At 67.1% G+C, this 25888-nt stretch carries 22 protein-coding genes and 1 tRNA gene; 14 read left to right on the forward strand and 9 right to left on the reverse strand.

Translation table 11 applies throughout. The annotated features are described in order from the left end of the window. The first annotated feature begins 99 nt into the window (after positions 1 to 99). A complete protein-coding gene (locus tag FZP69_RS07465) occupies positions 100 to 1233 on the forward strand; it encodes a glycosyltransferase (protein WP_152040700.1) in 1134 nt (377 codons plus the stop codon). A gap of 39 nt (positions 1234 to 1272) precedes the next feature. Here the strand turns inward: FZP69_RS07465 and FZP69_RS07470 are convergent, their stop codons facing one another. Then, positions 1273 to 1767, reverse strand: coding sequence for a hypothetical protein (locus FZP69_RS07470; RefSeq protein WP_152040701.1), 495 nt, complete (start codon positions 1765 to 1767; stop codon positions 1273 to 1275). 105 nt (positions 1768 to 1872) lie between these two features. On the opposite strand from FZP69_RS07470, the gene FZP69_RS07475 reads away from it, so the two are divergent. The 3 genes from FZP69_RS07475 to FZP69_RS07485 all read left to right on the forward strand — a co-directional run bounded on the left by FZP69_RS07475 (position 1873) and on the right by FZP69_RS07485 (position 12881). Continuing rightward, on the forward strand, positions 1873 to 2886 hold the full coding sequence (locus FZP69_RS07475; RefSeq protein ID WP_152040702.1) for a hypothetical protein: 1014 nt from the start codon (positions 1873 to 1875) through the stop codon (positions 2884 to 2886). A 372-nt stretch (positions 2887 to 3258) separates the two neighbouring features. Further along, positions 3259 to 6819 carry a Tc toxin subunit A-related protein gene (locus FZP69_RS07480; protein WP_152040703.1) on the forward strand — a complete coding sequence of 1187 codons (3561 nt, stop codon included), beginning with the start codon at positions 3259 to 3261 and terminating at the stop codon, positions 6817 to 6819. A 122-nt stretch (positions 6820 to 6941) separates the two neighbouring features. Beyond that, the gene (locus FZP69_RS07485; protein ID WP_152040704.1) at positions 6942 to 12881 is read left to right on the forward strand and encodes a toxin TcdB middle/N-terminal domain-containing protein; all 5940 of its coding nucleotides are present in this window, start codon (positions 6942 to 6944) and stop codon (positions 12879 to 12881) included. A gap of 127 nt (positions 12882 to 13008) precedes the next feature. On the opposite strand, the gene FZP69_RS07490 is transcribed toward FZP69_RS07485, so the two are convergent. Together FZP69_RS07490 and FZP69_RS07495 are read right to left on the reverse strand one after the other, a co-directional pair. Continuing rightward, positions 13009 to 13359, reverse strand: coding sequence for a hypothetical protein (locus tag FZP69_RS07490; protein WP_394350145.1), 351 nt, complete (start codon positions 13357 to 13359; stop codon positions 13009 to 13011). Beyond that, positions 13356 to 13616 carry an antitoxin VapB family protein gene (locus FZP69_RS07495; protein ID WP_152040705.1) on the reverse strand — a complete coding sequence of 87 codons (261 nt, stop codon included), beginning with the start codon at positions 13614 to 13616 and terminating at the stop codon, positions 13356 to 13358. The genes FZP69_RS07490 and FZP69_RS07495 overlap by 4 nt, the downstream gene beginning before the upstream one ends. A gap of 312 nt (positions 13617 to 13928) precedes the next feature. Here FZP69_RS07495 and FZP69_RS07500 point away from each other — a divergent pair, with 312 nt between their 5' ends. Continuing rightward, the gene (locus tag FZP69_RS07500; RefSeq protein WP_204959926.1) at positions 13929 to 14192 is read left to right on the forward strand and encodes a hypothetical protein; all 264 of its coding nucleotides are present in this window, start codon (positions 13929 to 13931) and stop codon (positions 14190 to 14192) included. A 9-nt stretch (positions 14193 to 14201) separates the two neighbouring features. Here FZP69_RS07500 and FZP69_RS23380 read toward each other — a convergent pair whose 3' ends face one another. Next, positions 14202 to 14636 carry an HNH endonuclease gene (locus FZP69_RS23380; protein WP_394350157.1) on the reverse strand — a complete coding sequence of 145 codons (435 nt, stop codon included), beginning with the start codon at positions 14634 to 14636 and terminating at the stop codon, positions 14202 to 14204. Between FZP69_RS23380 and FZP69_RS22970 the strand changes: the two genes are divergently transcribed. The 3 genes from FZP69_RS22970 to FZP69_RS07515 all read left to right on the forward strand — a co-directional run bounded on the left by FZP69_RS22970 (position 14547) and on the right by FZP69_RS07515 (position 17559). Continuing rightward, positions 14547 to 15233 (forward strand): sigma-70 region 4 domain-containing protein, encoded by a 687-nt coding sequence (locus tag FZP69_RS22970; RefSeq protein ID WP_240137489.1) that lies wholly within the window; start codon positions 14547 to 14549, stop codon positions 15231 to 15233. The genes FZP69_RS23380 and FZP69_RS22970 overlap by 90 nt on opposite strands. A 416-nt stretch (positions 15234 to 15649) precedes the next feature. Continuing rightward, on the forward strand, positions 15650 to 15796 hold the full coding sequence (locus FZP69_RS22455; protein ID WP_192918499.1) for a hypothetical protein: 147 nt from the start codon (positions 15650 to 15652) through the stop codon (positions 15794 to 15796). Between the two features lie 308 nt (positions 15797 to 16104). Then, on the forward strand, positions 16105 to 17559 hold the full coding sequence (locus FZP69_RS07515; RefSeq protein WP_152040709.1) for a sulfatase: 1455 nt from the start codon (positions 16105 to 16107) through the stop codon (positions 17557 to 17559). Between the two features lie 62 nt (positions 17560 to 17621). On the opposite strand, the gene FZP69_RS07520 is transcribed toward FZP69_RS07515, so the two are convergent. Together FZP69_RS07520 and FZP69_RS07525 are read right to left on the reverse strand one after the other, a co-directional pair. Next, positions 17622 to 17693: transfer RNA gene (locus FZP69_RS07520), tRNA-Ala, on the reverse strand. 105 nt (positions 17694 to 17798) lie between these two features. Continuing rightward, positions 17799 to 18080 (reverse strand): hypothetical protein, encoded by a 282-nt coding sequence (locus FZP69_RS07525; protein ID WP_152040710.1) that lies wholly within the window; start codon positions 18078 to 18080, stop codon positions 17799 to 17801. A 314-nt stretch (positions 18081 to 18394) separates the two neighbouring features. Between FZP69_RS07525 and FZP69_RS07530 the strand changes: the two genes are divergently transcribed. From FZP69_RS07530 to FZP69_RS07545, 4 genes are read left to right on the forward strand one after another with little or no spacing between them, the layout of a single operon-like run. Further along, positions 18395 to 18859, forward strand: coding sequence for a 30S ribosomal protein S15 (locus tag FZP69_RS07530; RefSeq protein WP_152040711.1), 465 nt, complete (start codon positions 18395 to 18397; stop codon positions 18857 to 18859). Next, positions 18860 to 20035: an exonuclease RecJ gene (locus tag FZP69_RS07535; protein WP_240137491.1), complete on the forward strand. Its 1176-nt coding sequence runs from the start codon at positions 18860 to 18862 to the stop codon at positions 20033 to 20035. It begins immediately after the preceding gene. After that, the gene (locus FZP69_RS07540; RefSeq protein WP_152040712.1) at positions 20032 to 20418 is read left to right on the forward strand and encodes a KEOPS complex subunit Pcc1; all 387 of its coding nucleotides are present in this window, start codon (positions 20032 to 20034) and stop codon (positions 20416 to 20418) included. Before FZP69_RS07535 ends, FZP69_RS07540 begins: the two co-directional genes overlap by 4 nt. Then, complete coding sequence (locus FZP69_RS07545) at positions 20411 to 21055, forward strand: 30S ribosomal protein S3ae (RefSeq protein ID WP_152040713.1); 645 nt, start codon at positions 20411 to 20413, stop codon at positions 21053 to 21055. Before FZP69_RS07540 ends, FZP69_RS07545 begins: the two co-directional genes overlap by 8 nt. 302 nt (positions 21056 to 21357) lie before the next feature. Here the strand turns inward: FZP69_RS07545 and FZP69_RS07550 are convergent, their stop codons facing one another. Then, positions 21358 to 21798, reverse strand: a complete 441-nt coding sequence (locus FZP69_RS07550; RefSeq protein ID WP_152040714.1) for a plastocyanin/azurin family copper-binding protein — start codon at positions 21796 to 21798, stop codon at positions 21358 to 21360. 161 nt (positions 21799 to 21959) lie between these two features. On the opposite strand from FZP69_RS07550, the gene FZP69_RS07555 reads away from it, so the two are divergent. Continuing rightward, on the forward strand, positions 21960 to 22652 hold the full coding sequence (locus tag FZP69_RS07555) for a protein sorting system archaetidylserine synthase (RefSeq protein ID WP_152040715.1): 693 nt from the start codon (positions 21960 to 21962) through the stop codon (positions 22650 to 22652). Positions 22653 to 22755: 103 nt separating this feature from the next. Here FZP69_RS07555 and FZP69_RS07560 read toward each other — a convergent pair whose 3' ends face one another. After that, the gene (locus tag FZP69_RS07560) at positions 22756 to 23031 is read right to left on the reverse strand and encodes a DUF7111 family protein (RefSeq protein WP_152040716.1); all 276 of its coding nucleotides are present in this window, start codon (positions 23029 to 23031) and stop codon (positions 22756 to 22758) included. A gap of 112 nt (positions 23032 to 23143) precedes the next feature. Here FZP69_RS07560 and FZP69_RS07565 point away from each other — a divergent pair, with 112 nt between their 5' ends. Further along, positions 23144 to 24643 carry an RAD55 family ATPase gene (locus FZP69_RS07565; protein WP_152040717.1) on the forward strand — a complete coding sequence of 500 codons (1500 nt, stop codon included), beginning with the start codon at positions 23144 to 23146 and terminating at the stop codon, positions 24641 to 24643. Positions 24644 to 24703: 60 nt separating this feature from the next. On the opposite strand, the gene FZP69_RS07570 is transcribed toward FZP69_RS07565, so the two are convergent. Then, entirely contained in the window at positions 24704 to 25849 is a 1146-nt protein-coding gene (locus FZP69_RS07570) for an acyl-CoA dehydrogenase (protein ID WP_152040718.1), read from the reverse strand. Between the last annotated feature and the right edge of the window lie 39 nt (positions 25850 to 25888).

The following is a 25888-nucleotide window of genomic DNA, read 5'->3' on the forward strand; positions in this document are numbered from 1 at the left end:
AGTCAGTCGTCCGCCCGTCTCCACGCCCGTACCGTCAGTCTCCGACACTCGTCGCGGAGTCGGAAGCGATTAACCCCCGTGTGGTGAACACGCATCGACATGGACGGAGCGTCGGTCGTCGCGTTCACCGACACCTACCTGCCGACGGTCAACGGTGTCACCTACACCATCGAGACGTGGCGCGAGCGGTGGGAGCGCCGCGGTGGGCGGATGGACGTCGTCTACCCCGACGCGGCGGGTCACGAGCCCAACACGGGCGAGCATCCGGTCCGCTCCGTCCCCTTTCCCTTCTACGACGGCTTCCGCGTCAGCGTCCCGCGCGTCCCGGGCGCGGTCCGCCGCACCGACTTCGACGTGGTCCACACCCACACGCCGTTCGGCCTCGGTCTTTCGGCGCTCCGGCTCGCCTCGCGACGCGACCGCCCCTTCGTCGCGTCGTACCACACGCCCACCGCCGAGTACGCCGACTACCTGACCTCCAACGCGCGAGTCGAGGCGGGGATCGAACGACTCAGTACCCGGTACGAGCGGTGGTTCCTCTCGCACGCCGACGCCGTGATCGTTCCGAGCGACGAGACCCGCGATCGCCTCGCCGAGATCGGCGTCGAGAGCGACGTCAGAGTCGTCCAGAACGGCGTCGACGTCGACCGGTTCACTCCCGTCGACGCGACCGCGTTCCGCGACCGCCACGACCTCTCGGGGACGCTCGTCGGCTACACCGGACGGCACGGCTTCGAGAAACGGCTCCCCGACGTCGTCCGGGCCGTCGACGGGATGGACGGCGACGTGACGCTCGTCTTCGGCGGCGACGGCCCCGCCCGCGAGTCGCTGGAGCGGCTGGCCAGCGAGCGCGACGTCGACGCCCGCTTCTTCGGCTTCCTACCCCGCGAGGAACTCCCGGCCTTCTACAGCGCGCTCGACGTGTTCGCGTTCCCGAGCCCGGTTGAGACGCAGGGGCTGGTCGCGCTGGAGGCGATCGCCTGTGGGACGCCCGTCGTCGGCGTCCGCGAGGGCGCACTGCGCGACACCATCGACGACGGCGTCACCGGCTACCACTACGATCCGGGGGACATCGACGGCTTCCGTGCCGGGATCAAGCGTGCGCTCGCCGAGCGCGAGCGACTCCGGGAGAACTGTCTGGCACGGCGCGAACCGATCAGCGTCGAACGGGCCGTCGACGACCTCGCGACCGTCTACGACCGGGTTCGGCGGACACCCGTGGCCCGTCGCTGAGCCGTCGGTCTCGGAGTCCGAACGAAGAACGACCCGCAGTCAGTCGTCTTCGAGCGCGTCGCCGATCCGCTGGAGCTGGCGGGTGATGTCGCGGACCTCGTCGCGGAGCTGGCGGACCTCGCGGACGAGTTCCTCGTTGCCGACCTCGCTTTCGCCGCCGCGATCGGGGCCACCCATCCCAGGCGGACCGCCGCCCATACCGCCTGGGCCGCCACCGCCCATCATGCCGGACATCATCTGCGCGAAGGGGTTGCCGCCGCCCATACCGGGACCGCCCTCGCCGCCCATCCCCTCGGGGCCCATCCCTCCGGGGCCGGGCCGTTCACCCTCCTCGCGTTCCTGTTCGCGGCGTTCGCGGATCTCCTCGACGCGCTCGCGGAACGACTTCTCCTCGCCGCTTTCGTCGCTGTCGGCGTCCTCGTCGCCCACGTCGGCGTCGGCCTCGGCCTCGGTCTCCCGGGCCTCGTTCGGCGTGGGGGCGTCGGTCGACTCTCGTGCGTCCTCGCTCTCGTCGGTGGCGTCGTCCTCTGCCATACCCCCCGATTCAGTGTGCCGACCGAAATGGTTGTTGGTTGCCCGACCGTGACCCACCCTCCAGCGTCCCCGAACAGTTATTCGGTCTACCCGATACGTCGACGTATGCACAGACGACACGTACTGACACTCCTCGTTGGAGTCGTCGCCGGCTGCTCCGAGCAGGCTCCGGACCCGACAGCGACGTCGACGCCTCCACCGACGACGGCGGGGGAGCCGACTGCGACCGCGGAGGCGACACCGACCACGTCGCCGACCACGACCACCACCACGACCGCGACGCCGACCGCCGGGGGCGTCGCCGCGGCAGTGCTCGCGCTGAACGACGTCTACGCGGCGATGCGACCCGCGCTCGAGTCGGTCGAGGTATCCGGGCTTGACTACGGCCTGCTGGCGCGCCGCCTCGGAGACGCGGAGGTGGCGCTCGCGGGCGTGACGCCGACCGACGCGGCCGAGGAAGCGCGCGTCCGGTCGCTGTCGGACACGCGGTGGATCTTCGACCGCCTCGTCAGGACGTTCGTCAGGCTCCGCGAGGCGTACGGGATCCACACGCAGCTGCTCGCGGCGTATCGGGCGCGCGAGCACACCGGGGAGACCGGGTCGCTGTCGGCCGAGTTCGGGAGGCTCGCGACCGAAGCGGGGAACTCCAGCGGGACCGCCGTGTCGCGGTACGACTCGGTCGACGCGTTCGACCCGGCGCTGGACGTCAGCTACGAGCGGTTCGAGACGGAGATCTTCCGCGTCAGCGACACGGTCGGGGCGCTCACACCGCTGGGACAGGGACTCGACGCGGCGATCCGGGCGCGCGAGTCGTACGAGCAGGGGGTGACACAGTACGAGAACGGCTCGTATCGGGACGGACAGGACACGTTCGGGAGCGCGCTCGCCAGGTTCACCGACGCGCTCGACGACTTCGAGGAGGCCGACGAACAGGGGGTGGCGGGCCCGCTCGGTCCGCATCTCGACCGGTACCTGTGCGAGACCAGGGCCGCCAGACTCGCCTGCGTCGAGTACCGCGCGGCGTGTCGCGAACAGATGAACGGCGACCCGGACGCGGCCGAACGCCGGCGTGAGCAGGCCGAACGCCGGTTCGGACAGTGCGAGGCGACGACCGGGTAGGAGCTGAGGAGTCGGAGAGAGTCACCGACTCGGTCGTCGGTCTGCCGACAACGCCAGCCGTCTCCCGCGGCACGTCGATACATCACCGCATTACCGAACAGTCCGAAATAACGTAAAATATCTTATATTATCGATAAGATTATGTAACTATCGAACGTGGTGTTCCGTGACTCACGGCCGACAGCGGACCGACCACTGTCGGGGACCCGGAGCGACGGCCTCCCGAGCAGTGCGATCGGGCGGCTGTCCGGACCGGACGTCCCACGACCGTGAGCGCCGCCACGTCCGAGTCGTCCCGGAGTCACGTCTCGGTGACCGTACTCGGGACTCGACGGACGACAGCGCGGCAGTTCACGAGAGAGGAAACACAAGATGGAACCGAACTACTTCGTCGAGAACCGGTACTCGTTCGTCGCCGACCCCCGGCCGTTCCTGCGGGCGGTGACGTACGAGATCGACACACCCGAGACGGCGTTCGAGCGATCGATCCAGCGCGACCTCGCCGAGGCCAACCAGGCGCTCACCGAGGGGAAGCACCTGCGGGCGCTCCGACAGTACGAGTCGCTCCGGGGACGGATCCTCGAGACGCTCAGACCCTCCCCCACCGGCGGGATCGGCACGCTCGGCACGACCGCCTGGGCGCGACTCGACCCGCCACAGATCGACACGCCGCTGCTCGAGCTGTCGGCGCACATGTTGCGGCACACCCCAGTGACCGAGAGCGCGGTCCCGGAGACCTTCCGGTCAGCCGAGATCGAGCTGTCGACGGCGGCGGAGGCGACGCTCGCGACGCTCGACGACGACGGCCTGCAGGGTCGTGACGGCGCGTCGAACACCCGGGCCGGCGCGCTCGTCAGGACCGCGAACGACCTCGCGAGCCGGGGGAAGTGGGCCGAGGCGCGCGAACGGTTCGAGCGGGCGCACGACAGCACCGACGACGACGCGCTCAAGGCCGCGATCCTGCACGACATCGCGGTGACCGAGGAGAAGTCGGACAACCGCGAGGGGGCGATCCGAACCGCCATGCGGTCGGCCGAGCTGTTCGAGCGCGAGGAGCGCTTCGAGGAGCAGGCGCGTGCGCTCGTGAGCCTGGCGGGGATGCAGGCCCGTGGGGGCGACCCCGACGCGGCCGAAGCGACCATCGAACGTGTCGGACGGGTCGACGAGCAGCACAACCTCTCGCCGGCCGTGCTGGCCGCGTCGTCACGGCTGACGACGCGGCTGGAGCCCGTGTTCGGCGAGGGCGGTGTCACTCTCCCGGAGCGCCCGGGAGGCGTACTCGGGGTCGGAGGTGGCCGTCGGTTCGGCGTCGGCGGAACGACGCTACCGGGCCGCGTCCGACCACGTCCGGGGATCTCGCGCGACGACGAGCCGGTCGTCGGCGACGACGGACAGGGCGCGACGACGGTGACACAGCCCGCGGTCGAGGACCAGCCCCTGACGCTGCTCGCGCCGACCCTGGTCGTCGAACGACAGCCGTCACGGAGCTTCAGCGTCCTCGACGGCCAGCTGGAGGCGCATCGGATCGACCTCGACGAGAACGCCGGGGAGAACCTCGCGACGTTCTACCGGACGCTCTCGGAGACTGCCGACGTCGAACTCCTCACCGGCTACCTCCGCGGCCACACTCACACGGTCGCCTACCTGACCCACATCTACTCGTGGGTGATCCCAATGGCGATGGGCGACTGCCACGCCGCGCTCGGGTCGTACGGGACGGCGGAGCGGGAGTACCTCCGCACCCGCGAGTACGAGTACCTGAACAAGGTCGTCGAGTCGGTCACGCTGTGGACGCGCCTGGCGGAACTGTACGTCGAGTGGGGCGACAGTCGCTACCGGCGCGCCCGCAACGACGTCTCGCGGTACGACCGGGCCCGCGAACTGTACGAGCGAGTGGTGCGCCTCGACGGTACCATCGACCCCGAGTCGCCGCTGTACGACCACGTGGTGCTGTCGGACGTCCGTGCACGGACCGAGGCGGTCCTGCCGACGCTCTTCGACGACGACGCCGACCCCGTCTCCATCGAGGAGAACCCGCGGCTCCTCATCGCGTTCCTGCGCGCCCGGCAGCGGCTGACGCAGATCGACGCCGGACTCAACTTCCTCGGCTACGGCGTCCACTTCCCGCCCTTCAGCTTCGAGCACCTGCAGAACCTCGCGCGGTACTTCGCCCAGCACGCCTCGCGGGTGGAGGGATCGTACATCCAGTTCAAGAGCCGCGCCGAGGACGAGGAGTTCCGCGAGTCGCAGCTGGCACAGCAGGCGGAGATCGCCCGCGCGTCGGTCGAACTCGAGGAGCGCGGCCTCGACGAGGCGCGCGAGGGCGTCGACGTCGCCGAAGAGACGTTCGACTACGCGACCGTCCAGCGGAACAACGCCCGCGAGGCGAGGACGGAGTTCGCCGACGTGCGGTGGGAGCTGCTCGAACTGGAGCAGGCGCAGGCGTGGGCGTCGGCGTCGGCGGTGGACCGCGACGACCAGGTGCGCCTGAGTTGGAGCGGCCACCACTACAGTTCGAGCAGGAAGCGCCGGAACGTGGTCCTGAAGGAGCTCGCGTACCAGCGGTCGCGGATCACCCACGACATGGAGGCGAGCCGGCTCCAGCGCGAGGTCGAGTCGGCGGACGCCTACCGTGACGTGGCGCGCCAGCAGGTCGAGCAGGCAGAAGCGCGCCAGCGTGTCGCCGAGCAGCGCGTCGCGGTCGCCGAACTGCAGCAGCGCTACGCCGAGGAGAACCGCGACTTCCTCGACGGCCGCGAGTTCAGTTCCCGGATGTGGTACGACCTCTCGCGCGAGGCGCGTCGACTGTCGCGCCGCTCGCTCGACGCGGCGATCGAGGTCGCCACGCTCATGGAGAAGGCGTACGAGGCCGAGACCGGCCGTGACCTCCGGCTCATCAAGTTCGACTACGGGCGCGAAGAGCTGAACGGCCTGCTCGGTGCCGAGGCGCTCCTCGCGGACATCGACCAGTTCAGCCTCGACCACGTCCGCACGAAGGCGAAGAAGGCACAGCTGAAGCAGACGTTCTCGCTCGCGGATCGGTTCCCGATGGCGTTCTCGCGGCTGCAGGAGACGGGCCGTGCGTTCTTCGAGACGCGACTCGAGGACTTCGACCGGGCGTACCCCGGCCTCTACCTCCAGAAGATCAAGAACGTCGAAGTGGTATTCGTCGGGCTCACGGGGCCGGAGGGCGTCCACGGGACGCTCCGCAACATCGGCGTCTCGCAGTTCCGCCACGAGGACGGCCGGATCGAGAACATGGTCTACCCCGCAGACGTGATGCCGCTCTCGGAGTACGACGTGCGCCGTGACGCCATCGTCTTCCAGCTCGACTCGTCGGAGCTTCGGCTGTTCGAGAACAGCGGCGTCGCCACGATGTGGCAGCTCGACCTCCCCAGAGCGAGCAACACGTTCGACCCGTCGTCGGTTCTCGACATCCACCTCGTCGTCTCGTACGACGCGTTCTTCAGCGCGGCGCTGGAGACCGAGATCAGGGAGTCGCTGCCGGCGACCGGCAGCGCCTCGCGGGGGATCTCGCTCGGCCTGTACGTGCCGGACGAGCTGTACTACCTGCGGAGCCAGGGAACCGCCGAGATCCCGTTCGAGGAGGGCATGTTCCCGGCCAACCAGACCGATCGGGTCCGTACCGACCTGACGATGCGGGCGACGGGCGACCCCGGGACGGTCGGCGGGCTGACGCTCTCGGTCCACTCCGCCGCGCTCGACGAGACGGTTGCGGTCACGCTCGACGCCGACGGGAGGGCCGACGCGAGCGCGTTCGGTCCGTTCGTCGGACAGGACCTGCTCGACACGTGGACCGTCACGGTGGCTCCCGAGGACAACCCCGACCTCGTCACCGACGGCGAGCTCGACCTGTCGGGGGTGGCGGACCTCTCGGTGTTCGTCGAGTACGACTTCGCGTACCCGGAGTGAGCCGATGAGCGACACACTCACGACGCGACCGGCGCGGTCGACCCGGACTCCGACGTGGCCGCGGCAGCCGGCGCTCGGTCGGCGATCGACGACACGGGCGCGACGATCGACGGAGGGACGAGATGGGTAAGGCGGCGACGTCGAGCGGCGTCGCCCCACCGGCCGGCACGGGGTTCGTCGCCGGCATGGGGGAGGCGTTCTCGCTCGACCTGAACAGCGGCCAGTCGACGTACACGGTTCCGATCGAACTGCCCGACGGGATCGCGGGGCTGAAGCCCGCGATCAAGCTGGAGTACGTCCACGCCCGCACCGGAACGGCGTTCGGCCGGGGGTGGGACGTCCCGCTCCGGCGGATCGATCGGCGGCTCGACTTCGGGGTGCCGGAGCCGGACGCGGCGGCCGTCGACGGTGACGACGACGTCGACGGAGCCACCGGCGTGACGGAGGTGTTCCTCGACGCCAACGTCGAACTCCGGCGGGGGGCCGACGGTGACTACCGACCGGTCCGCGAGACCACGTTCGCCCGGTACACCCGCGAGGGTGACGGCTGGGTGATCACGGAGCGCGATGGAACGCGCTCCCTCCTCGGGACGACGGCGGAGGGACGCGTCGTCGATCCGGACCACCCCGACCGGGTCGTGTCGTGGCTCCTCGAGCGACAGGAGGACGTCCACGGCAACGCGATCGAGTACGACTACGACGTCGTCGCGGGCGTCCCGTATCTGCGCGGGGTCCGGTACGCGACGTACGTGATCCGGTTCGGGTACGAGGACCGCCCCGACCGACCGCGTAACGGACGCGCGGGCTTCGTGAGGCAGGTCACCCGGCGCTGCCAGGCGATCACGCTCGGGCTCGCCGGCTCCAGCAGGGTGATCCGGCGCTGGCGGCTCCGCTACGACGAGACCGCCCACACCGGCGAGTCGCTCCTACGGTCAGTCCGGTTGACCGGGCACGGCGCGGACGGCGCGACGACGTCGCGACCGCCGACCACGTTCGACTACACCGCCTTCGACCCCACGACCGTCGACGTGCGCTGGATGGCGTCCGCGGTGGGAGCCCCACACCCGCCGCCGCTGACCGATCCGGACACGGCGCTGGTGGCGATGGCCGACCTGCCGCTTCCGGGCGTGCTCTCGGTCCGCAACGGCCGGCAGTACTACTGGCCGAACGGGGGGAGCGACGGCTGGGAGACACCCCGCCCGTTCGGGCGTACCCCCGCCGTGGCGAGCTTCGCCGACGAGGGCGTCCAGTTCCTCGACGTCGACGCCTCTGGCACCGCCGACATGGTGGTCGGCGTGGGGGACAGCCCCCTCCACGGCTACTACGAGAACCGTGGAGAGGCAGGGTGGGGTGGGTTCGTCCTTTACCCGCGGCACGCGCGGTCGGGCCCACCGTGGGCGAGCGGCCGCGTGGCGGTCGGCGACCTCGACGGCGACGGCGCGGTCGACGCCCTGTACGGCGGCCGCCGCGGCCCCGTCACGTTCCGCAACCGGACCCGCGAGGGGTGGGCCGAACCGACGGTCGCACCCGTCGGTGACGACCGGCTGGACGTCGACTTCGCCAGCCCGTTCGTCTTCCTCGCGGACATGACGGGCGACGGGCTGCCAGACCTGGTCCAGGTCCGTTCGGGGCGGGTCGAGTACTGGCTCAACCTGGGTCACGGACGCTTCGGCGAGCGCGTCGTCATGGCGAACAGTCCGCGCCTCTCGGGGATCAGTCGCCACCCCGACCAGCTGGTGCTGACCGACGTCGACGGCGACGGACGGACCGACCTCGTGCGCGTGTCGGCCGCGGGGGTGGAGATCGCGCTGAACCGATCGGGCGACGAGTTCGCCGACGTCGCGGTGCATCCGACGGTCCCGACGCCGGTCGCGGGCACGGTCCGACCCGTCGACATGGGCGGGCGTGGCCGTGCGGGCCTCGTCTGGAACAGCAGCCGTGGTGGGCGGACGGGCTACGTCGTCCTCGACTGGGGGTCCGCGTCGCCACCGTACCTGCTCTCGGAGGTCGACAACGGCATGGGTCTCCGGTCGACGATCGACTACGCGCCGATGGTCGGGGAGGCGCTCCGCGACCGCCACGCCGGCGAGCCGTGGACGACGTTCATGCCGTTCCCGCTGTGGGTGGTCTCGCGCACCGTCGAGCGGGACACGACCCGCGGCCGCGAGACCGCAGTCGACTACCGCTACCACGAGGGCCAGTTCGACGCACGCTCGCGGCGGTTCCAGGGGTTCCGCCGCGTCGAACGGATCGAGCGCGGCGACGAGAGCGCCCCCGACGTCCGGACGCTCCACACGTTCTTGATGAACCAGGCGGACGAGCTGGGTCACGGTCCGGAACACGCCCACCTCGACCGCCTGCTCGCGCAGGTCGAGACGTACGGTCTCGACGGGTCGGCTGACGAGGGGCGTCCGTACCGGATCGAGGAGACCGAGTACGCCGTCGACGTCCTCGAGACGCTGCCGGACGGGACGCCGCGGGTGTTCGTCGGCGTCGCGACGACGCGAAAGCGCCACCTCGAGCGGACGGACGACGAACGGATCGAGGAGGTGCGCTACGAGTACGACGACGCCGGCAACGTCGTCCGGGAGACCTCGCGCGGTCACGGGACGGTCGGCGGCGACCGCGTGCCCGAGAAGGAGATCGTCACCGAGGTCGCGTACGCGGCCAACCCCGCTCGCGGGCTCTCGGGAGTGGTCGCCCACGTGGTCAAGCGCGACGTCGACGGCGCGGTCGTCGCGGAGGAGCGCCGGTACTACGACGGCGACGACGGGGAGAGCCTGCCACTGGGTGAGGTCGACCGGGGCCTCCTCACGCGCGGGGAGCAGCTCGTGCTCTCGCGGGCGGCGTTCGACGACCACTACGGCGACGTGGACCTCGACGCACACGGCTTCGTGGCTGGGAGCGACGCCGACGGCTCGCCCGCTGTCTTCGCGGTCGGCCAGCGTCGCACGTACACCGCACGGGGAACTGTCGTGACCGAGACCGACGGCCTCGGAACCACGACCACCTACGAGTACGACACCGACGGTCTCCACGTGATCGCCCAGACGGTCGACGGCAGGCGGAGCGAGTTCGAGCGCGATCCCGCAACGGGCAAGCCGACTCGGATCACCGCCAACAGCGGCGAGGCGGTCCGGCTGGGGTACGACCCGCTCGCGCGGCTGACGACGGTGTTGCTCGCGGACGACACGGAGGACGCGCCGACCCGCGAGTACCGCTACGACGACCAGTCGGTCCCGAACGCGGTCCACCAGAGCGTCCGGCTCTCGACGACCGAGCGGGCCGAGATCGCCACGTACTACGACGGCACGAACGCGGAGCTACAGAAGCGCGCCGAGCGGACGACCGACGAGGTCGTCGTGAGCGGCTGGTCCGAGACGAACCCGCTCGGCGGGGTGAAGACCGAGTACGAGCCCACGGTCGAGTCGACGCTCGCGTTCGGCGTGCCCGAGACGGCCGACCGACCGGCTCGTCACGTGGGCTACGACGCGTTCGGGCGGCCCGTCCACACCGTCGACTACGACGGCGGCGTCTCGCGCGCCGAGTACCTGCCGTTCGAGGTCGTCACCTGGGACGCAAACGACACCGACGGAGCGTCGCCGCACGCCGACACGCCACGACGCGAGCGAGTCGACGTCTGGAACCACCGGACCGCCGTCGTCGAGGTCGGCGGCGACGGTGAGCCGGTGACGACGCGGTACGACGTTGGGCTGTTCGGCGAACTCCTGGCGCACGCCGACGACGCGGGGACGGTCGCCACGTACGCGTACGACCGGCGTGGCAAGCGCATCCGGATCGATCACCGCGACGCCGGCAGTCGGCGGCTGTGGCACGACGCCGCCGGCAACGTCGTGCGGTCGGTCGACGCCGACGGGAACGATCTGACGGCGACGTACGATGCCGAGGGACGGCTCCACACGGTGAGCCACGGCGATGCCGTGGTCGAACGGTACACGTACGACGACGACACGCCGGGTGCCGGCGGTCGACTGGCCGAGGTGCAGTACCCCGGCGGGAGCCAGCGGTTCGACTACGACGAGCGCGGCCACCGGAGTCGACACGAGTACCGTTTCGAGGATCGGGCGGAGCCACTCGTGCTCGGCTTCGAACACGACGACGCCGGCCGGCAGACCGCGGTCACGTACCCAGACGGGACCACCGTAGCCCGCGAGTACTACCGCAACGGGATGGTGCGACGGATCGACGGCGTCGTCGACGAGTTCACCTACGACGCGCGCAACTTCGTGACGCGGATCGACTACGCCAACGGCGTCACGACCGAGACCGAGTACGGTGTCGGCGTCGGACGCGTCACCCGGCAGACCACGACCGATCCGCGCGGTCGGTCGTACGAGGACGTCGCCTACGAGTACGACCCGACGAAACACCTCGTCGGGACGACCGACACCGCCCCCGACAGCGGCGTCGACGCGACGTACGAACTCGACCCGCTGTACCAGCTCACGCGGGCGCAGGGCACCGACAGCGAGGGGGCGTACGACGTCACCTACGACTACGACGGGTACGCGCTGACCGCCTCCGGCGAGTCCGCGTTCGGCCTCCGCTTCGACGACGCCGTCCACCCGACCCGCGTCAGCGGCATCGAACACGCGGACGGGAGCGTCACGGACGTCCCCTACAGCGACAACGGGAACGTCACCGCGCTGGCCGACCGCTCGCTGACGTACGATCACAAGAGCCAGCTCGTCCGGGTCGAACGCGGGGACGTCGTCGTCAGCTACGGCTACGACCACCGCGGGCAGCGGATCAGCAAGCGGATCGAGTCGGGCGACGACGCGAGAGAGACGCGCTCGCTCGGTCGACTGGCCGACGTGACCGACACCGGCGTCACCGCCTACGTCACCCTCGGCGGGGTGCGGCTCGCGCAGTTGCGTGGCGGCGACCTGACCGTGTTCCACAACGACCCGCAGGGGACCGTCCGCTTCGTCACCAACGCCACCGGCCACCGGGCGACTCCCATCTCGTACTACCCGTTCGGGACCCGGCGTGGCGGGGACGACGGCGACGGGTCGACGGTTCGAACGTACGTCCTGCACGAGTTCGACCGCCACGCTGGCCTCTACTGCATGGGACGGCGGTGGTACGCCCCGGAGATCGGCCGGTTCCTGACACCCGATCCGCTGTACCTCCACCGTCCGGAGAAGGCGGACGGGGACCCGCGGCCGCTCCACCTGTACACCTACGTCGGGAACGACCCGCTCGACCGGGTCGACCCGACGGGGCTGTCGTTCTGGAGCGTCGTGGGCGCGATCGTCGGCGTCGTCGTCGGCATCGCAGTGGGCGCGCTCGTCGTCGCCGCGTTCGCCGCCGGAGCCGCCCTCGGTCTGCTGGCGATCGCGGGGGTGATCGGTCTCGTCACCGTGAGCTACCTGGCCGCGAGCGCGAACCCGGGCAGCGGATTCAGCGAGTTCATGCGTGGGTTCATGATCGGGCTCAACGCCGGGCTGAACTACACGATCCTCTCGGCGATGGGGCTGGGACCGCTCGGGGTCGCCGTGGGCGTGATCAACTTCCTGGCGGCGTTCGACTCGATCGCCGGCAACGACGTCTACCAGGGGATCCTGGGCTGGTCGAACTGGCTCATGCCGATGTCGTGGTTCGTCGTGGGGATCGGTCTCACCTTCTGGCTACTGAACGGCCTCGGCCACCTGCTGTTCTGGAGTATTCCCAGCCTGTGGGGTGGCGGGATCGACCGCTTCCGCATCGAGGGGATGCGCGTCGACTGGTCGACCGGGACCATCGCCACCCGGGGCGGGTTCATCTCGGACGCCAACGCCTGGGACACCGCGTTCAACCTGGGTAACTTCGTCTACGTCGACAGCCAGTCGTTCGACGCCACCGGCGCTCCCGCGTGGCACATGGACCACGAGGCGGGCCACAGTCTCAACCTCGCCGCGTTCGGCAGCGTCTTCCACTTCGTCGGCTGGTTCGACGAGATGGCGCGCGAGAACAGTTCCGGGACCGGCGAGGACGCGTTCGCCGAACAGGCCGCCGAGAGCCACACGGGGGCGTCGACGACGGTTCCGATGTGGGACTGAGCCGAGCCGCCCGCGCTCGTCGCGGTCGAACGGCTCCCGTGGCGGCTGTTTCCGAACCGGAACGCGACCGCCCCGTGGGCGAGCCGATCGCTACCGAGTGAAGGGGGACGGAGAGGGAGGAGCGTCTTCAGGCGTCGCGGAGTTTGCCGCTGACGGCCGTGAACGCCGGCCAGCACTTGTCGGTGAGGAGCAAGTAGGCGAAGTAGATCGCCATCACGCCCATCAGCGCTTCCCAGGCACCGAGAGCGAGCTGTCCACCCGCGACGGTCTCGAACGCGAACCGTTCGAGGAACGCGCCGACGACTGACAGCGCGACGGTTCCGAGACCGAATACCAGGAGTTCGAGCGCTTCCGGGAGCAGTTCGACGAGCGAGGTGTTCATCGAGTGGTGGATGTCGGCTGGTGGTTGTGTCTCTTTCGGTCCGGTGGTGAGGTGGGTAGTGGGGCCCACGAGGAACGAGGAGTCGACGAGTTTCACGAACCCTCCGCGAGTCGCTCGTCGACGTCGTCGCCGAGGTCGCCGAACGCGTCGTCGACGTCATCGAGGCCGCGAGCGACTTCCGCTTCGAGGTCGGCGGCCGTCTCGTCGGTGAGAAAGCCCGCGTTCGTCCGCCAGTCGGCGTCGAGTTCGTGGAGGATGCGGTCGAGCGTCTCGCTGAAGCTCTCGTCACCGCGTTTGTGCGCCTTGAGCCGCTCGTAGACGTCCTCCCTGATCCCGCTGTTCTTCGAGGCCATTCGTGTTTTGCGTATGGGTTCGTGTACACACCAGTGTTGTCCCGGTCGGGAGTCGGTTTCGTTCGGGGACGAACGGATCTTCGGCGAGGAGGAGTGTCTCACAGGGGCTGGGCGTAAAAAATACAGACTCCGAAAATTGCACACAACTGCACGTCTCTCCGTGTGCAGATCGATGAGTTGGTCCTTAGTTTTACAGCCTTGGTGAACTCGTTCAGCTCAGAACACCAACCTCATTATATACTAATCAGACTCCAGTAGGGCGACAAAGCTAGGAATCCGGATAACGTGTACAATAATACGATGAGAATCAGGATGACCGAGTCCCGAAAGCGACGGTACGAGTCCCTCTGTGAGGCTACCGGCGAGGCGACCAAGTCAAAAGCGATAGACAAAGCCGTTGGATATTACCTCCGGATGCGCGGGAATACAGGTGCTTATCCTGTTGGCGCGGTTCAGGAGCTCCTTGCTACTGCAGAGTCAGAAGGTTCGGTCACTGGCGAACAGATAGCATCGATAATTGATTGTCCTGAACTCAGAGTTGAATATGAAATTAACTGGTTTGTTAACAATGGATAGGTCGAAAGACTACATATATTGCTCAGGACGGAAAGAACTGTACTGGTCATCCTCATCAGCCTCCAAAAGCTGACGATCTAGCCTACGCAAATCGCCGACCGGCAGGTACCACCTGTCTTGATCGTCAAGCCCGAATTTGGGCTCAAGTCTCACATCGAATGCTCTTGCCATTGCGGGAATCATCTCACGGAGCAGCTTTCTAAACCACATAAATTCCAAGCCCGTCATCTCGCCACTACTCACTAGATGAATCGAAGGTGCGATTCCTTCTCCATGTTTTGCTTTGTGGCATTTTCGACACAGAGTATTGATATTGCTAAGTCTATCTGATCCACCTGCCCCTCGCGGAACAATGTGGTCTGGGTCAAGAGTAAAACCCTCTTTGATGTGCCCAAGGCAGTTACCGCATCTGTGCTGATCTCGAGTGAAAACTGCTTGTCGAATGTCCGTCCAATTTTTCTCGTGTCGTGGTTTACTCATGTGTGTGGGTCGCGGCACCGATCTACAGCCTTGCCACTCTGGATCGGTGCTGTGGCTCCTTTGATTAGCGAACTCCCCTTCAACCGACTTGTTCAGCGCACCGGACTACACTCCAATATTGATGGGGCTTGGTTTCTTAGTATTTCGTTACAAAACATGTACAAAGTATCAGAATACGATGAGGTGTGGGTGATTGCGGGTGAGGAGGACAAGATAGTGTTTAAAAAGGGACGGAAATGGGTCGAGGGAAAAACTCTACCGAAGTCGGAGATATGGGGAGAGTTGCCGGATGGGTCTCGGTTTGAAATCAAGAACAAGCATCTTCGTCATAGGTCAGAAGTCCCTGCATTCATGCGATTATGGCGTCAAACTGGTGGCTTTGAAGTTACGCCAGGATGGGAAGAAATTCCACTCGATGTTGCGATGCAAGGGAAGGCAGCTATTGCAGTATATCTCGGTGTAGTTGGCCAATTGACCCGAGAAGAAGTTGCGGAGAAAATGGGCGTAAAAGAAGGTACCATTCGGACGTATGTCTCCGAGTACAAACAGGGCAAGAGGTAACGAATTCTAGCGGTGTATTTTAATTCTGTGCCCTTAGGCACACCTCTAAGAGGGAATCCGACGGTTGCGGTCGGATTCCCTCTTCGACGAAGTGGCCTTTGGCTACGTCCGGAGGACGCGATCTCGAATGTCGGTCAGTCGCTAATAACCAGCAAAATACTCCGATAAAGTACGAGTCGAAGAGTGTTACCACTCACGGGACCGCCGCTATCGGAGTTGCTCCCAGATGCAACCTCCACGCACTCTGGTAACCATCTTAGCCTCAACTGAGCGCAGGTCGTGCTCCGGCTTCTCGATGCGATATTCGAATCTCCCGCTCGGGAACACGGCTGGATTCCGCTTCGTTCGTTCCCAGAGGTGGCGACCGCCACAGAGGATTTTCTGGGCCTCTTGACGATCGTTCTCCGCATTGAACGTTGATCGAGATAGAGGAAGAGGCGATACACGCCGTCACGGTCGAGTCGGCCGCCGAGAGGAAGAGGATGGAAATATACGACACAGGACTCGCCGGGAGTCTCGCGAGCGAGCGCAGCGAGCGAGGGGGACTACGGCGAGTCCACTGACTGGAGCGAACGAAGTGAGCGAAAGGAAGTGGACTCACCGGAATTCGAACCCGGGGCCTCTCCCACGTCTGCGGTCGCTCGCTTCACCCTCACTGGGGGGCTCACACTGGCGGTCTCTACCCACAGAACCCGATACGACACCGACGAACCCCGCGAACGCAGTAGTTGAACTACCCTGCTGAGCGACCTCCCGAGAGTACGTCTCCTCTCTGTTGGGACCGTGAGGGAGAGCGGACGTCGAAACACGTCTCAGGTCTGAGAACCTGCAGTTAAGCTATTTATATTTGGGATAGCTGGATAACAGGGATATGATTCGTGGGCGTCCGAATATCGTCTGGATTACAGTCGACAGTCTACGGTACGACCACACTACGTTAGCCGGGTATTTCCGAGACACGACCCCGAATCTAAAACATCGAACAGAAGAAGGCCTGTTTCAGTCGTTTTCGCGGGCGTACTCGCACGGTATCTGGACCCGTCCGTCGGTCGGGTCGATGCTCACGGGAACGTACCCGTCGTATCACGGACTCGGATTGCGAGAGAGGAACGAGGTCGTTCCCGAATCGATACCAACGGTACCGGAGCTGTTAGCTGAAGCAGGATATCACACCGCCTGTATCTCTGAGATGGGCAACGTCGGGCCTGCAACGGGATTAGACAGGGGGTTCGACTGGTACCAGCCGCCGTACGTTGAAGGCTCCAACCTGTACTACGTTCTCCGTAATCCGAGGGCGAGCTACCAACATCTGTTCCATCACACGCTCCCGAACGTCAAAAACATCGGCGAATACCTCGAACTCGGTATCGAGAGGCTCAAAGACGGCATGATGCCGTTGATAACGAGAGACATCGCGTCGAGATGGATCAGACAGTTGAGAGACCGGGCCTCTCCGTACTTCCTGTACGTGCATATCAACGGGCCACACAACCCGAACTTCCCCCCGTATCCGTTTCAGGAGGAGTTCTATGACGAGTCGAAACTGAGCACGTCGGCCGGGCTACGACTCTCGCGCGAACGGTTCGGACATATCGAGGGCCATCGAGAACTCGTCGCGAACGGCTGTGACCTGACTGCAGACGAGTGGGGCTGCTTGATTAGTTTGTACGATGGTGAGGTGAAACAGATCGATTCGGTACTTGATGATATCATCGGCGTCCTGACCCCGCTCGAAAATACCGTCCTCGTAATCACCGCAGACCACGGTGAACTGTTCGGTGAAAACGGGGCGGTTGCACACAAGTTGGTGGTGAACGACCCTGTCTCGCACGTGCCACTGGTGATCGGTGGAGCTGAAGACGACTTCGACGAGGACGCAATCGTGCAGCACATGGATGTGATGGAGTATCTGGTGGACCGGGCGGGTGCAAAGACGGAGTCGTTCCAGGGGTACAATATAGCATCCCAGACGAGACCGTACGCGGTCACTCAAAAGGGGGCGAGTCCGAGGTCCGCAGACAGTTTCGAGGTGTTCAGCAAATACAACCCCGAATTCGACGGCTCGGACTTCAACGAAGGCGAAGTTACGGCGCTTCGCAACCGGGAGTTCCTGTACAAACGAGGCCCTGGAGTCGAATCCCTCTTTCACGTCTCAGACGAGGAGACGGACGTGCTCTCTGACCACCTCTCTGACGCCGCAGCGTTCAGATCGTTTTATGAGTCGTGGTTCGACCAGTATGGCGACGAGATACACACCGGTACTCGCTCGAACATCAGTGACGCTATCAAAGTTCAACTGGCCGACCTCGGGTATACCGAAACGTGAGGTGTGCGTGGCGAGCACCCACCCTCAGGTCGTGAACCCCGAGTATGACCGAGGAACAGTAGTGGACTCGCCGGGATTTGAACCCGGGGCCTCTCCCATGCCAAGGGAGTGATCTACCCCTGATCTACGAGCCCGCAGTCGCACCCAAGCGTATCCGGGTAACGATATTAAGGGCTTCGACTCGTGAGGAGCGCGACAGGGCCTCTCACGGGGACGGCGGGCGCAACACCGCCACCCGCTCACTCCTTCGCGTCGCGCAATCGATCTCGAACCGACTCCAGATACTCGGTCGTCTCCTCGTCGGCACGGTCGATCAGCTCCTCGACGTCGGCCAGCAGGTCGTCGAGTTTCGCGCGCGCCTGCGCCTCGGCGTCGTCGGCGTCGGCCTCCAGATCGTCGACGAGGTCCGATAGCTGCGAGGAGGCGCGCTGGACGCCGGATTTCAGCTCGTCACCGGCACTGTCGAGGGCGTTCGCGAGGTCGTCGCGGGCGGCCGTGAGGTCGTCACGTAGCTTGGCCATACGGAACGTGTCGACGCGGTCACACATATAGTTTGAGGATGAGCGACCGGGACTGGGCCGTCGCTGGGGACGTCGGCGAGGGCCACACATGCGCCCCCGGTGTCGACGCGCGTTCGTGCCACGCGCCCACGGTCGGATGTCGTAACGGTTTAGTCCGCACGGCGTCCGGTGTGAGGTAGGGAACCAGCACGGCCGCAAATCTGACTCGTCCGGGGTTGACCTAGCACTCGACGTCCGGACTCGGGATTGCGGAAGTGCGTCGCTATCGACAGAAACGGCGCTCTCCTGCGGTCTGTGGGTTCCAATTCGAACACATGGCACGAATGCACACCCGCCGCCGAGGCTCGTCCAGTTCGGACAAGCCGGTGGCAGACGAACCCCCCGAATGGAGCGACGTCGACGCCGACGACGTCGAAGCACGCATCGTCGAACTCGCCGACCAGGGGTACGACCCCTCCCAGATCGGGATGAAACTCCGCGACGAGGGCGTGAAGGGGACGCCAGTCCCGAACGTCAAACTCGCGACGGGCAAGAAGGTCACGGCGATCCTCGACGAGCACGACGCTGGGTCGGACCTGCCCGAGGACCTCCGGAACCTGATGGAGCGGGCGATCCGCCTGCGCGAACACATGGAGGAGAACCCGCAGGACGCCCAGAACAAGCGCGCGCTGCAGAACACCGAGTCGAAGATCCGCCGCCTGGTGAAGTACTACCGCGGCGACCAACTCGACGAGGGGTTCAAGTACAGCTACGACGCGGCCGTCGAACTGCTCGAGTAGATGTCCACCACCGCCGTCATGGAATCGCCATCCGCCACCGCGACGCCGACGCCCGAGGAGGCCGCCGCCGCGCTCGCCGACGCTCGGTTCGTCCGGGTCGTCGCCGCGCCGGACGGTGCCTCGCTCGCGACCAGCGGCGTCGTCGCCCGGGCACTCCGCGAGCGGGAGATCCCGTTCCAGATCCGCGTCCGTCGCGACTCCGCCTACGCGGTGGCCGACGACGCGCTCACCGTCCGCGTGGGTCCCGGCCGTCCGGCGGACCTGACGCTCTCGGATCCCGAGACGGCACCGACGGTGGCGTTCGAGATCGCCCGCGAACTGGGGACGGACGCCGATCCGCTCCTCGCGCTCGCCGGCGTCGCCGCGAGCGAGGCCGACCCCGCCGCGTCGACGCTCGCCGATGCGGCGGGCCTCGAGCGTGCGCCGGGTGTCGGCGTCCCCGTGGCCGACCTCGCCGACGGGCTGGGGCACTCGACGCTCCTGCACGCGCCGTTCTCGAAGGGGCCGGACGCCGCGGGAGCGGTTCTCGCGGAGCTGGCGTTGTCCGCCGACCTCGACGACGGTGCCCGGCGACGGATCGCCTCCCGTGTGGCGGTCGATACGGCGACGGGTCCGGGCGCGACACCGCGTGCGGCCGAGACGGTGTCGCGTGCGCTCAACCCGCTCCACCTCGGCGACGGTACGCCCTTCGCGACCGTCGAGGGGTATGCCGACGTGCTCTGTGCGGTCGCGCGGGAGGAGCCGGGAACGGGCGTCGCCCTCGCGCTCGGACACGACGCGCGGACGCCGGCGCTCGCGGCGTGGCGACGACACGCCACGCACGCGCACGAGGCGGTGCGCGGGGCCGAGACGGCCCGGCACGGCGGCGTCTTCGTCGTGCGAACGCCCCGGCCGGTGGACGCCGACGAGGACGATCCCGACTGCCGACGGGCGGCCGGACGACTGCGGACCGTCGCCCGACTCGTGCGGGACTTCCGCTCGCCCGAACCCACGGCGCTCGTCGTCTCCGACGAGGTGGCCGCAGTGGCGACTCACGACGACGCGGTCGACGCGGCCGGGGCGCTCGCGGCGAGCGCCGAGACGACCACCGCCGACGGCACGGCCCGCGAGGCCGACGCCCGGTTCGACGTCGACGCCGAGTCGTTCGAGCGGACGGCACGGGAGGCGCTGTCGTGAGACGAGCCCGCGTCCGCACGACGCACGCCACGCCCGAGGCGGCGACGGTCGTCGCGGCCGCCCTGGCGCCGGACAACACCGACTCGATGACGACGCGCGTCGACGGCGACGAGGTCCTCACGACGATCGAGCGCGGACGGACGGGTGGACTCCACTCGTCGGTCGACGACTACGTCGTGAACCTCGTGGTCGCCGACCGCCTCGCGGGTGCGGACGACGCCGACGGCAGAACCGGCAGACCCGATGTGGACGATCCAGACGGCAGGGCCGACGTGGACGACTCGGACGTCGACGATCCGGACGACGCAGTCGACGTGGACGACGCCGACGAATCGACAGACGAAACCGACCAGACAGACACTACACACGACAATCATGAGTGAACGATCAGTATCCAGACAGAAGCGTGGCAAGCGATGGTACACCATCCTCGCCCCCGAACAGTTCGACCGAGAGGAACTCGGCACCACCTTCGCCGACGAACCGGAGAAAGTAGAGGGTCGAACCATCGACGTGACGCTCGGCGAGCTCACCGGCGACGCCGGCTCGAACAACACCAAGCTCACGTTCAAGATCACGGAGGTGGCGTCGGACACGGCGTACACCGAGTTCATCAAGCACGAGCTCACGCGGGACTACCTGCGGAGCCTCGTGCGCCGCGGCGCGTCGAAGGTCGACGCCAACATCACCGTGTTGACGACGGACGACTACCGCGTCCAGCTCCAGCCCGCGGCCTTCACCACGAAGAAGGCCGACCGCAGCCAGGAGCAGGCCATCCGTCGGGTGATGATCGATATCGTCAGAGAGGCCGCCGCCGAACGAACGTACGAACAGCTCGTCGACAGCGTCGTCGAGGGACGGCTCTCGTCGGCGATCTACGGCGAGGCCAAGGTCATCTACCCGCTCAGGAGAGTCGAGGTCCAGAAGCTCACCCTCGAGGCCCGACCCGAAGAGGTCGAGGCCGAGGAGGAGGCGGCTGTCGACGTCGACGCCGACGACGTGGCGGTCAGCGAGGACTGAGCCGGCTTCGATCGAACGCGACGCTCTTTTCGGAAGGAGGAGACGGCGAGAAGCGACGTGGAGCGACGCCGTTCGAGCGGGTGGCGTTCGCGACGTGTGAGAAGCCGCCGAACGCGAAGGGAACAGATGCGACGGCGGCTCGCGGAGAGTGAGTCGACTGACGAGAGACGTCAGGGCGGGCGGGAGCGTGACGAGCGCGAGCGGCCGCGAGTCGAGCCGTGTGTCCGTGCGAGAGCGGTTCGACGACTCCTCGACGACGGGATTTTCTCAGACGATGGCAGAACTCCGCGACGGTGACGGGACTACTCTTCGACGATGACGGCGCCGACCATGCCCCCTTGCTCGTGCGGGATACAGACGTAGTCGTATCTGCCGGCGACCTCGAACGTGTGGCTGAACGACTCGCCGGAGTCGATCCGCCCGCCGAGGCCGTCCCGCCAGGCCTGCCGCGCCTCCGCCTCTCCCGCGAACCCGCCGCTGGCGAAGTAGTCGGCCTCGTCGGGGATGGCGTTCTCGTACGCCGTCACCGTGTGGCCGCGCGAGCTGGTGTTGTGCCAGACGACCTCGTCACCGACCGAGACCGTGATCTCGGGCGGGGTGAACGCGTTCGCGGTCATGCCGACGTCGAAGTCGTCGCCGCCGCCGGTCACGAGCGCCGTACAGCCGGCGAGGGAGGCGACGCTCGCGGTTCCGACTGCGGCCAGGATCCGCCGTCGTGACGTGGTGTCGGTGAGGCGGCTCATACGAGCACGTAGAGGACCGGGCGCGTAAATGTCGCGTGGTTCCGATCGGACACGCGGTTTCCGACAGTCGGCGACCGCCCGCGAGCGCCGGGATCCGGCGACGATGCGACCGCCGGGAGCGGATGTAAAGACGTAAAGCCACCCTCGTTCACGCGGGACGTATGAAGCCCCGGTTCGTCGGCCGGCTCGGCCTCGCGGACGCCGTGACCGTCGGGAACGCGGGACTGGGCTTCCTCGCTGCGGTCGCCGCGACGGTCGACGCGAACCTGGCCGCCAGGGTCATCCTCCTCGCAGCGATCGCCGACGCGCTCGACGGCGTCGTCGCCCGCAAGGTCGGTTCGACGCCCGCGGGCACCTACCTCGACTCGCTGGCCGACGTCGCGTCGTTCGGAGTGGCCCCGGCGCTGCTCGTCGCCTGCGTCGCCAAAGCCCAGTGGTCGCTCACCGATCCGACAGCGGTGCCGGCGCTCGTCGCTTCGGTCGGCTTCCCGGCGCTGTTCGTCGTGATGGCCGTGATCCGACTCGGGCTCTACACGGCGTACGACACCGAGGTGGACGAGACACAGGGGGTCCAGACGACGCTCGCGGCGACGGTCCTCGCGGCGACGGTCCTCGCGGGGTTCGGCGACGCGCTCGTGCTCGTGCCGCTCACGCTCGTGCTGGCCGTCCTGATGGTGACCACGATCACGTACCCCGACCTCCACGCGCAGGACGCGCTCGTGATGGGCGTCGTCCAGTTCGCGGCGATCGTCTCCCGCGGGTGGTACGGCCGGGGGTTCGCGTACGCGCTCCTGTTCCTCGCGCTGGGCTATCTGGTGCTCGGCCCCGCGTTCTACTGGCGCGAGGGGCTGTGACCGGTCGACGCCGGCGACAGCGACCGCGGTGGCGACGTCAGCGACAGCAGTCGCACCGGGCGTCAGCGAGTGTTCGCGCCGACGGGGCACTCTTCTGATCCCGTCACATCCCCATGTCGGCGGCGTCGTCGGGGACCGGGAGGTCGTGCGGGGCGACGCCGAGCAGCTCGCCGGCGTGGTCCAGCGCCATGTCGAAGCCGTAGTACCGTTCGAGTTCGTCGCCGTCGGCGGTCGGTCGCACCTTCAGCATTGCGTACCCCTCGCGGTTCTGCGCGATCGCGGCCGTCCGACCGTCGCGGTCGAACTCGAGGACGCGCTCGGTGTCGGTCTCGTAGTAACGCGCGGTCACACCGACGTCGTCCGCACGGGCCTCACTCATGTCCGAAGGCAGGGACCACAGACAGTGAAAGCTGTCGGTTTTCGGAGGACGTCGCGACGGTGCCGTCGGTCGAGGAGATACGTATATCAGGCTTCCGGGAGTGGAATCGGGCATGACAGACAGCGAGGCCCGTCTCGCGATCGGTGATCCCGTGCTCGACGAGATGCTCGGCGGTGGAGTCCCGTCGAATCGGGCGGTCCTCGTGACCGGCGGACCGGGGACCGGCAAGAGCACGCTCGCGATGCAGTTCCTCCAGACCGGACTCGCCGCCGGCGAGGACTGCCTGTACGTCAGCACCGAACAGACGATCGACGAACTCCGCGACTCGTTCTCGTCGTTCTCGTTCGACGTCGACCACGAACACCTGACGTTCGTCTCCATCCACGCCACCCTCGGACAGACGGTCGAGGGTGACGAGGAACTCACCCTCCAGTCGCTCGACGACGACGAGGTGCTGGGCCCCGGATTCGAGGCTCCGTTCACCGGGAAGTACATCCGCCAGTATCTCGAACGGCACGTCCCCTGCGACCGCGTCGTCTTCGACAGCGCCTCGGGTCTCTCCGTGGTGTCGGACGACGAGGAACGCTACCGACGGACCGTGCTCGACCTGATCCGCTTTTTCACCGACGAGGCCGATGCGACCACGCTGTTCACGGCGGAGTCCTACGGGAACGGCGGGCTCACCGGCAGCGACTTGTTGCGGTTCACCACGCACGGCGTCGTCGAACTCTCGCGACACCCGGTGCGGGCGGACACGCATCGGTTCCTCGAGATCACGAAGATGCGCGGCGTCGACCACGACCGTCGCCGGATGGAGCTAGAGATCACCACCGACGGGGTCCGCGTCGGACCGCTCCGCCGGTCACAGCCACCTGCGCTGAAGGGCCACACGCACCGGCCCATCGGGCTTCCGGGACTCGACGCGCTCTGTGGCGGCGGGCTCGTCCGCGGGGCGGGCGTCCTCCTCCAGCACGACGGACGGGCGAACCTCGCGGCGCTGTTCTCGACGCTGCTGTCGCACGCGTTCGAGACGGACCACACGGTCACACTCGTCCCGACTATCGGGCTTCGGCAGTCGCGCGTCGAGTCGCTGCTCGCCGGTCACGACCTCGCACTCGACGAACTGCTCGCCGAGGATCGGCTCTTCGTCGTCGATCTCATCGGCGCGTGGGACCGGTCCGCACCGAACGTCTACGCTCCACGCGAGAGCGAGACTGCGCTGACGGAACTCCTCTCGGATCTGGACAATCGGACCGATCTCGACCGCTTCCACGTCGTCAACGCCGACGCCATCGCCCACGCGTTCGGGGACGACGAGGCCCGGCAGGTCCGCTACTTCGAGGAGGCGCAGCTGATCGAGGAGAACGACACCCTGCTCCACGTGTCGAACCCCGACACCATCGACGACCAGATCGGTGCGTTCTACCGGTCCGCCGCCGATCAGGTGCTCGACATCTGGCTCGAAGACGACGGCCTGCAGTACGTGACGCTCCGGAAGTCCCCCTGTGGGTTCGTCGGCTCGACCTCGCTCGTGGAGTACGTCGAGGAGCCGCCGTTCCTCCGCGTCCAGCACCCGCCGGGGACGCGCGAGAACCCCTACGCCTGCGAGTAGGCGCGTCGCCGTCGCGGGACGTGAATCGACACCCGGCACCCGGCAGGCTTCGCCCCGCGGTCAGGCGTCGAGCACCTGATCGCCGATGGTGTTGCGGAGGATCTCTGAGGTGCCCTCGTAGATCTCGTTGAGCTTCGCGTCGCGGTAGAACCGCTCGACCGGGAAGTCCTTCGTGTAGCCGTAGCCGCCGTGGATCTGGATGGCCTCGTTCGCGACCTCGCGGGAGATCTCCGAGGCGTAGAGCTTCGCCTGCGCGGCATCCTTGATGTACGACTCGCCGCTGATCTTGCGGTCGGCGGCCCGGTGCATCAACAGCTTCGCCGCCTGGATCTTGGTGTCCATGTCGGCGAGTTTGTGTTTGATCGACTGGAACTCGCCGATCGGCTGGCCGAACTGTTCGCGGTCGTTCGCGTACTGTCTCGCCTCGTCGAGCGCCGCGCGTGCGATGCCGACGCCGCGAGCCGCGATGGTGATGCGGCCGCCGTTGAGCGTCTTCAGCGCCTGCACGAAGCCACGGCCCTCCTCGCCGATGCGGCGCTCGGCGGGCAGGCGCATCTCGTCGAACCGCAGTTCGGCGGTGGGACAGCCCTTGTCGCCGAGTTTGTGCTCCGTTCCCTCGACGTGAAAGCCCGTGTCCTCCTTCGGGCGGACGACGAACGACGAGATCCCCTGGTTGCCGGCGTCTTCGTCGGTCTTGGCGAACACCGTCACCGTGTCCGCCACGGACCCGTTCGAGATCCAGAGCTTCGAACCGTCGACGACGTACTCGTCGCCCTCTTTCCGTGCCACGGTCTCCATCGCGGGGACGTCGGAGCCGGCACCGGCCTCCGACAGCGCGAACGCACCGATATCGTCGCCGAGGTTGAGCGGTTCGAGATACTCCTCCTTCTGCCGTTCGCTCCCGAACTCGTAGAGCATGTTCCCCGCGAGCGAGGTGTGAGCGGCGACGATCGTGCCGAGACCGCCGCTCCCCCGCGAGATCTCCTCGAGGCCGATGGCGTACGAGTGGTAGTCGAGCCCCGCACCGCCGTACTCCTCGGGGAAGGGCATCCCCATCAGACCGAGCTCGGCCATCTGGGTGACGAGGTCCCACGGGAACTCGTCGGTCTCGTCGATCTCCGCCGCGCGAGGCACGATCTCCTCGTCGACGAACTCCGCGACCATGTCGCGGATCTGTTTCTGCTCCTGTGAGAGGGCGAAGTCCATACCCGCGCTTCGACCGGTCGTGGCTTGAATGTTGGCGCG

It is taken from the genome of Salinigranum salinum, from assembly GCF_009176545.1.
Classification (GTDB): Archaea; Halobacteriota; Halobacteria; order Halobacteriales; family Haloferacaceae; genus Salinigranum; species Salinigranum salinum.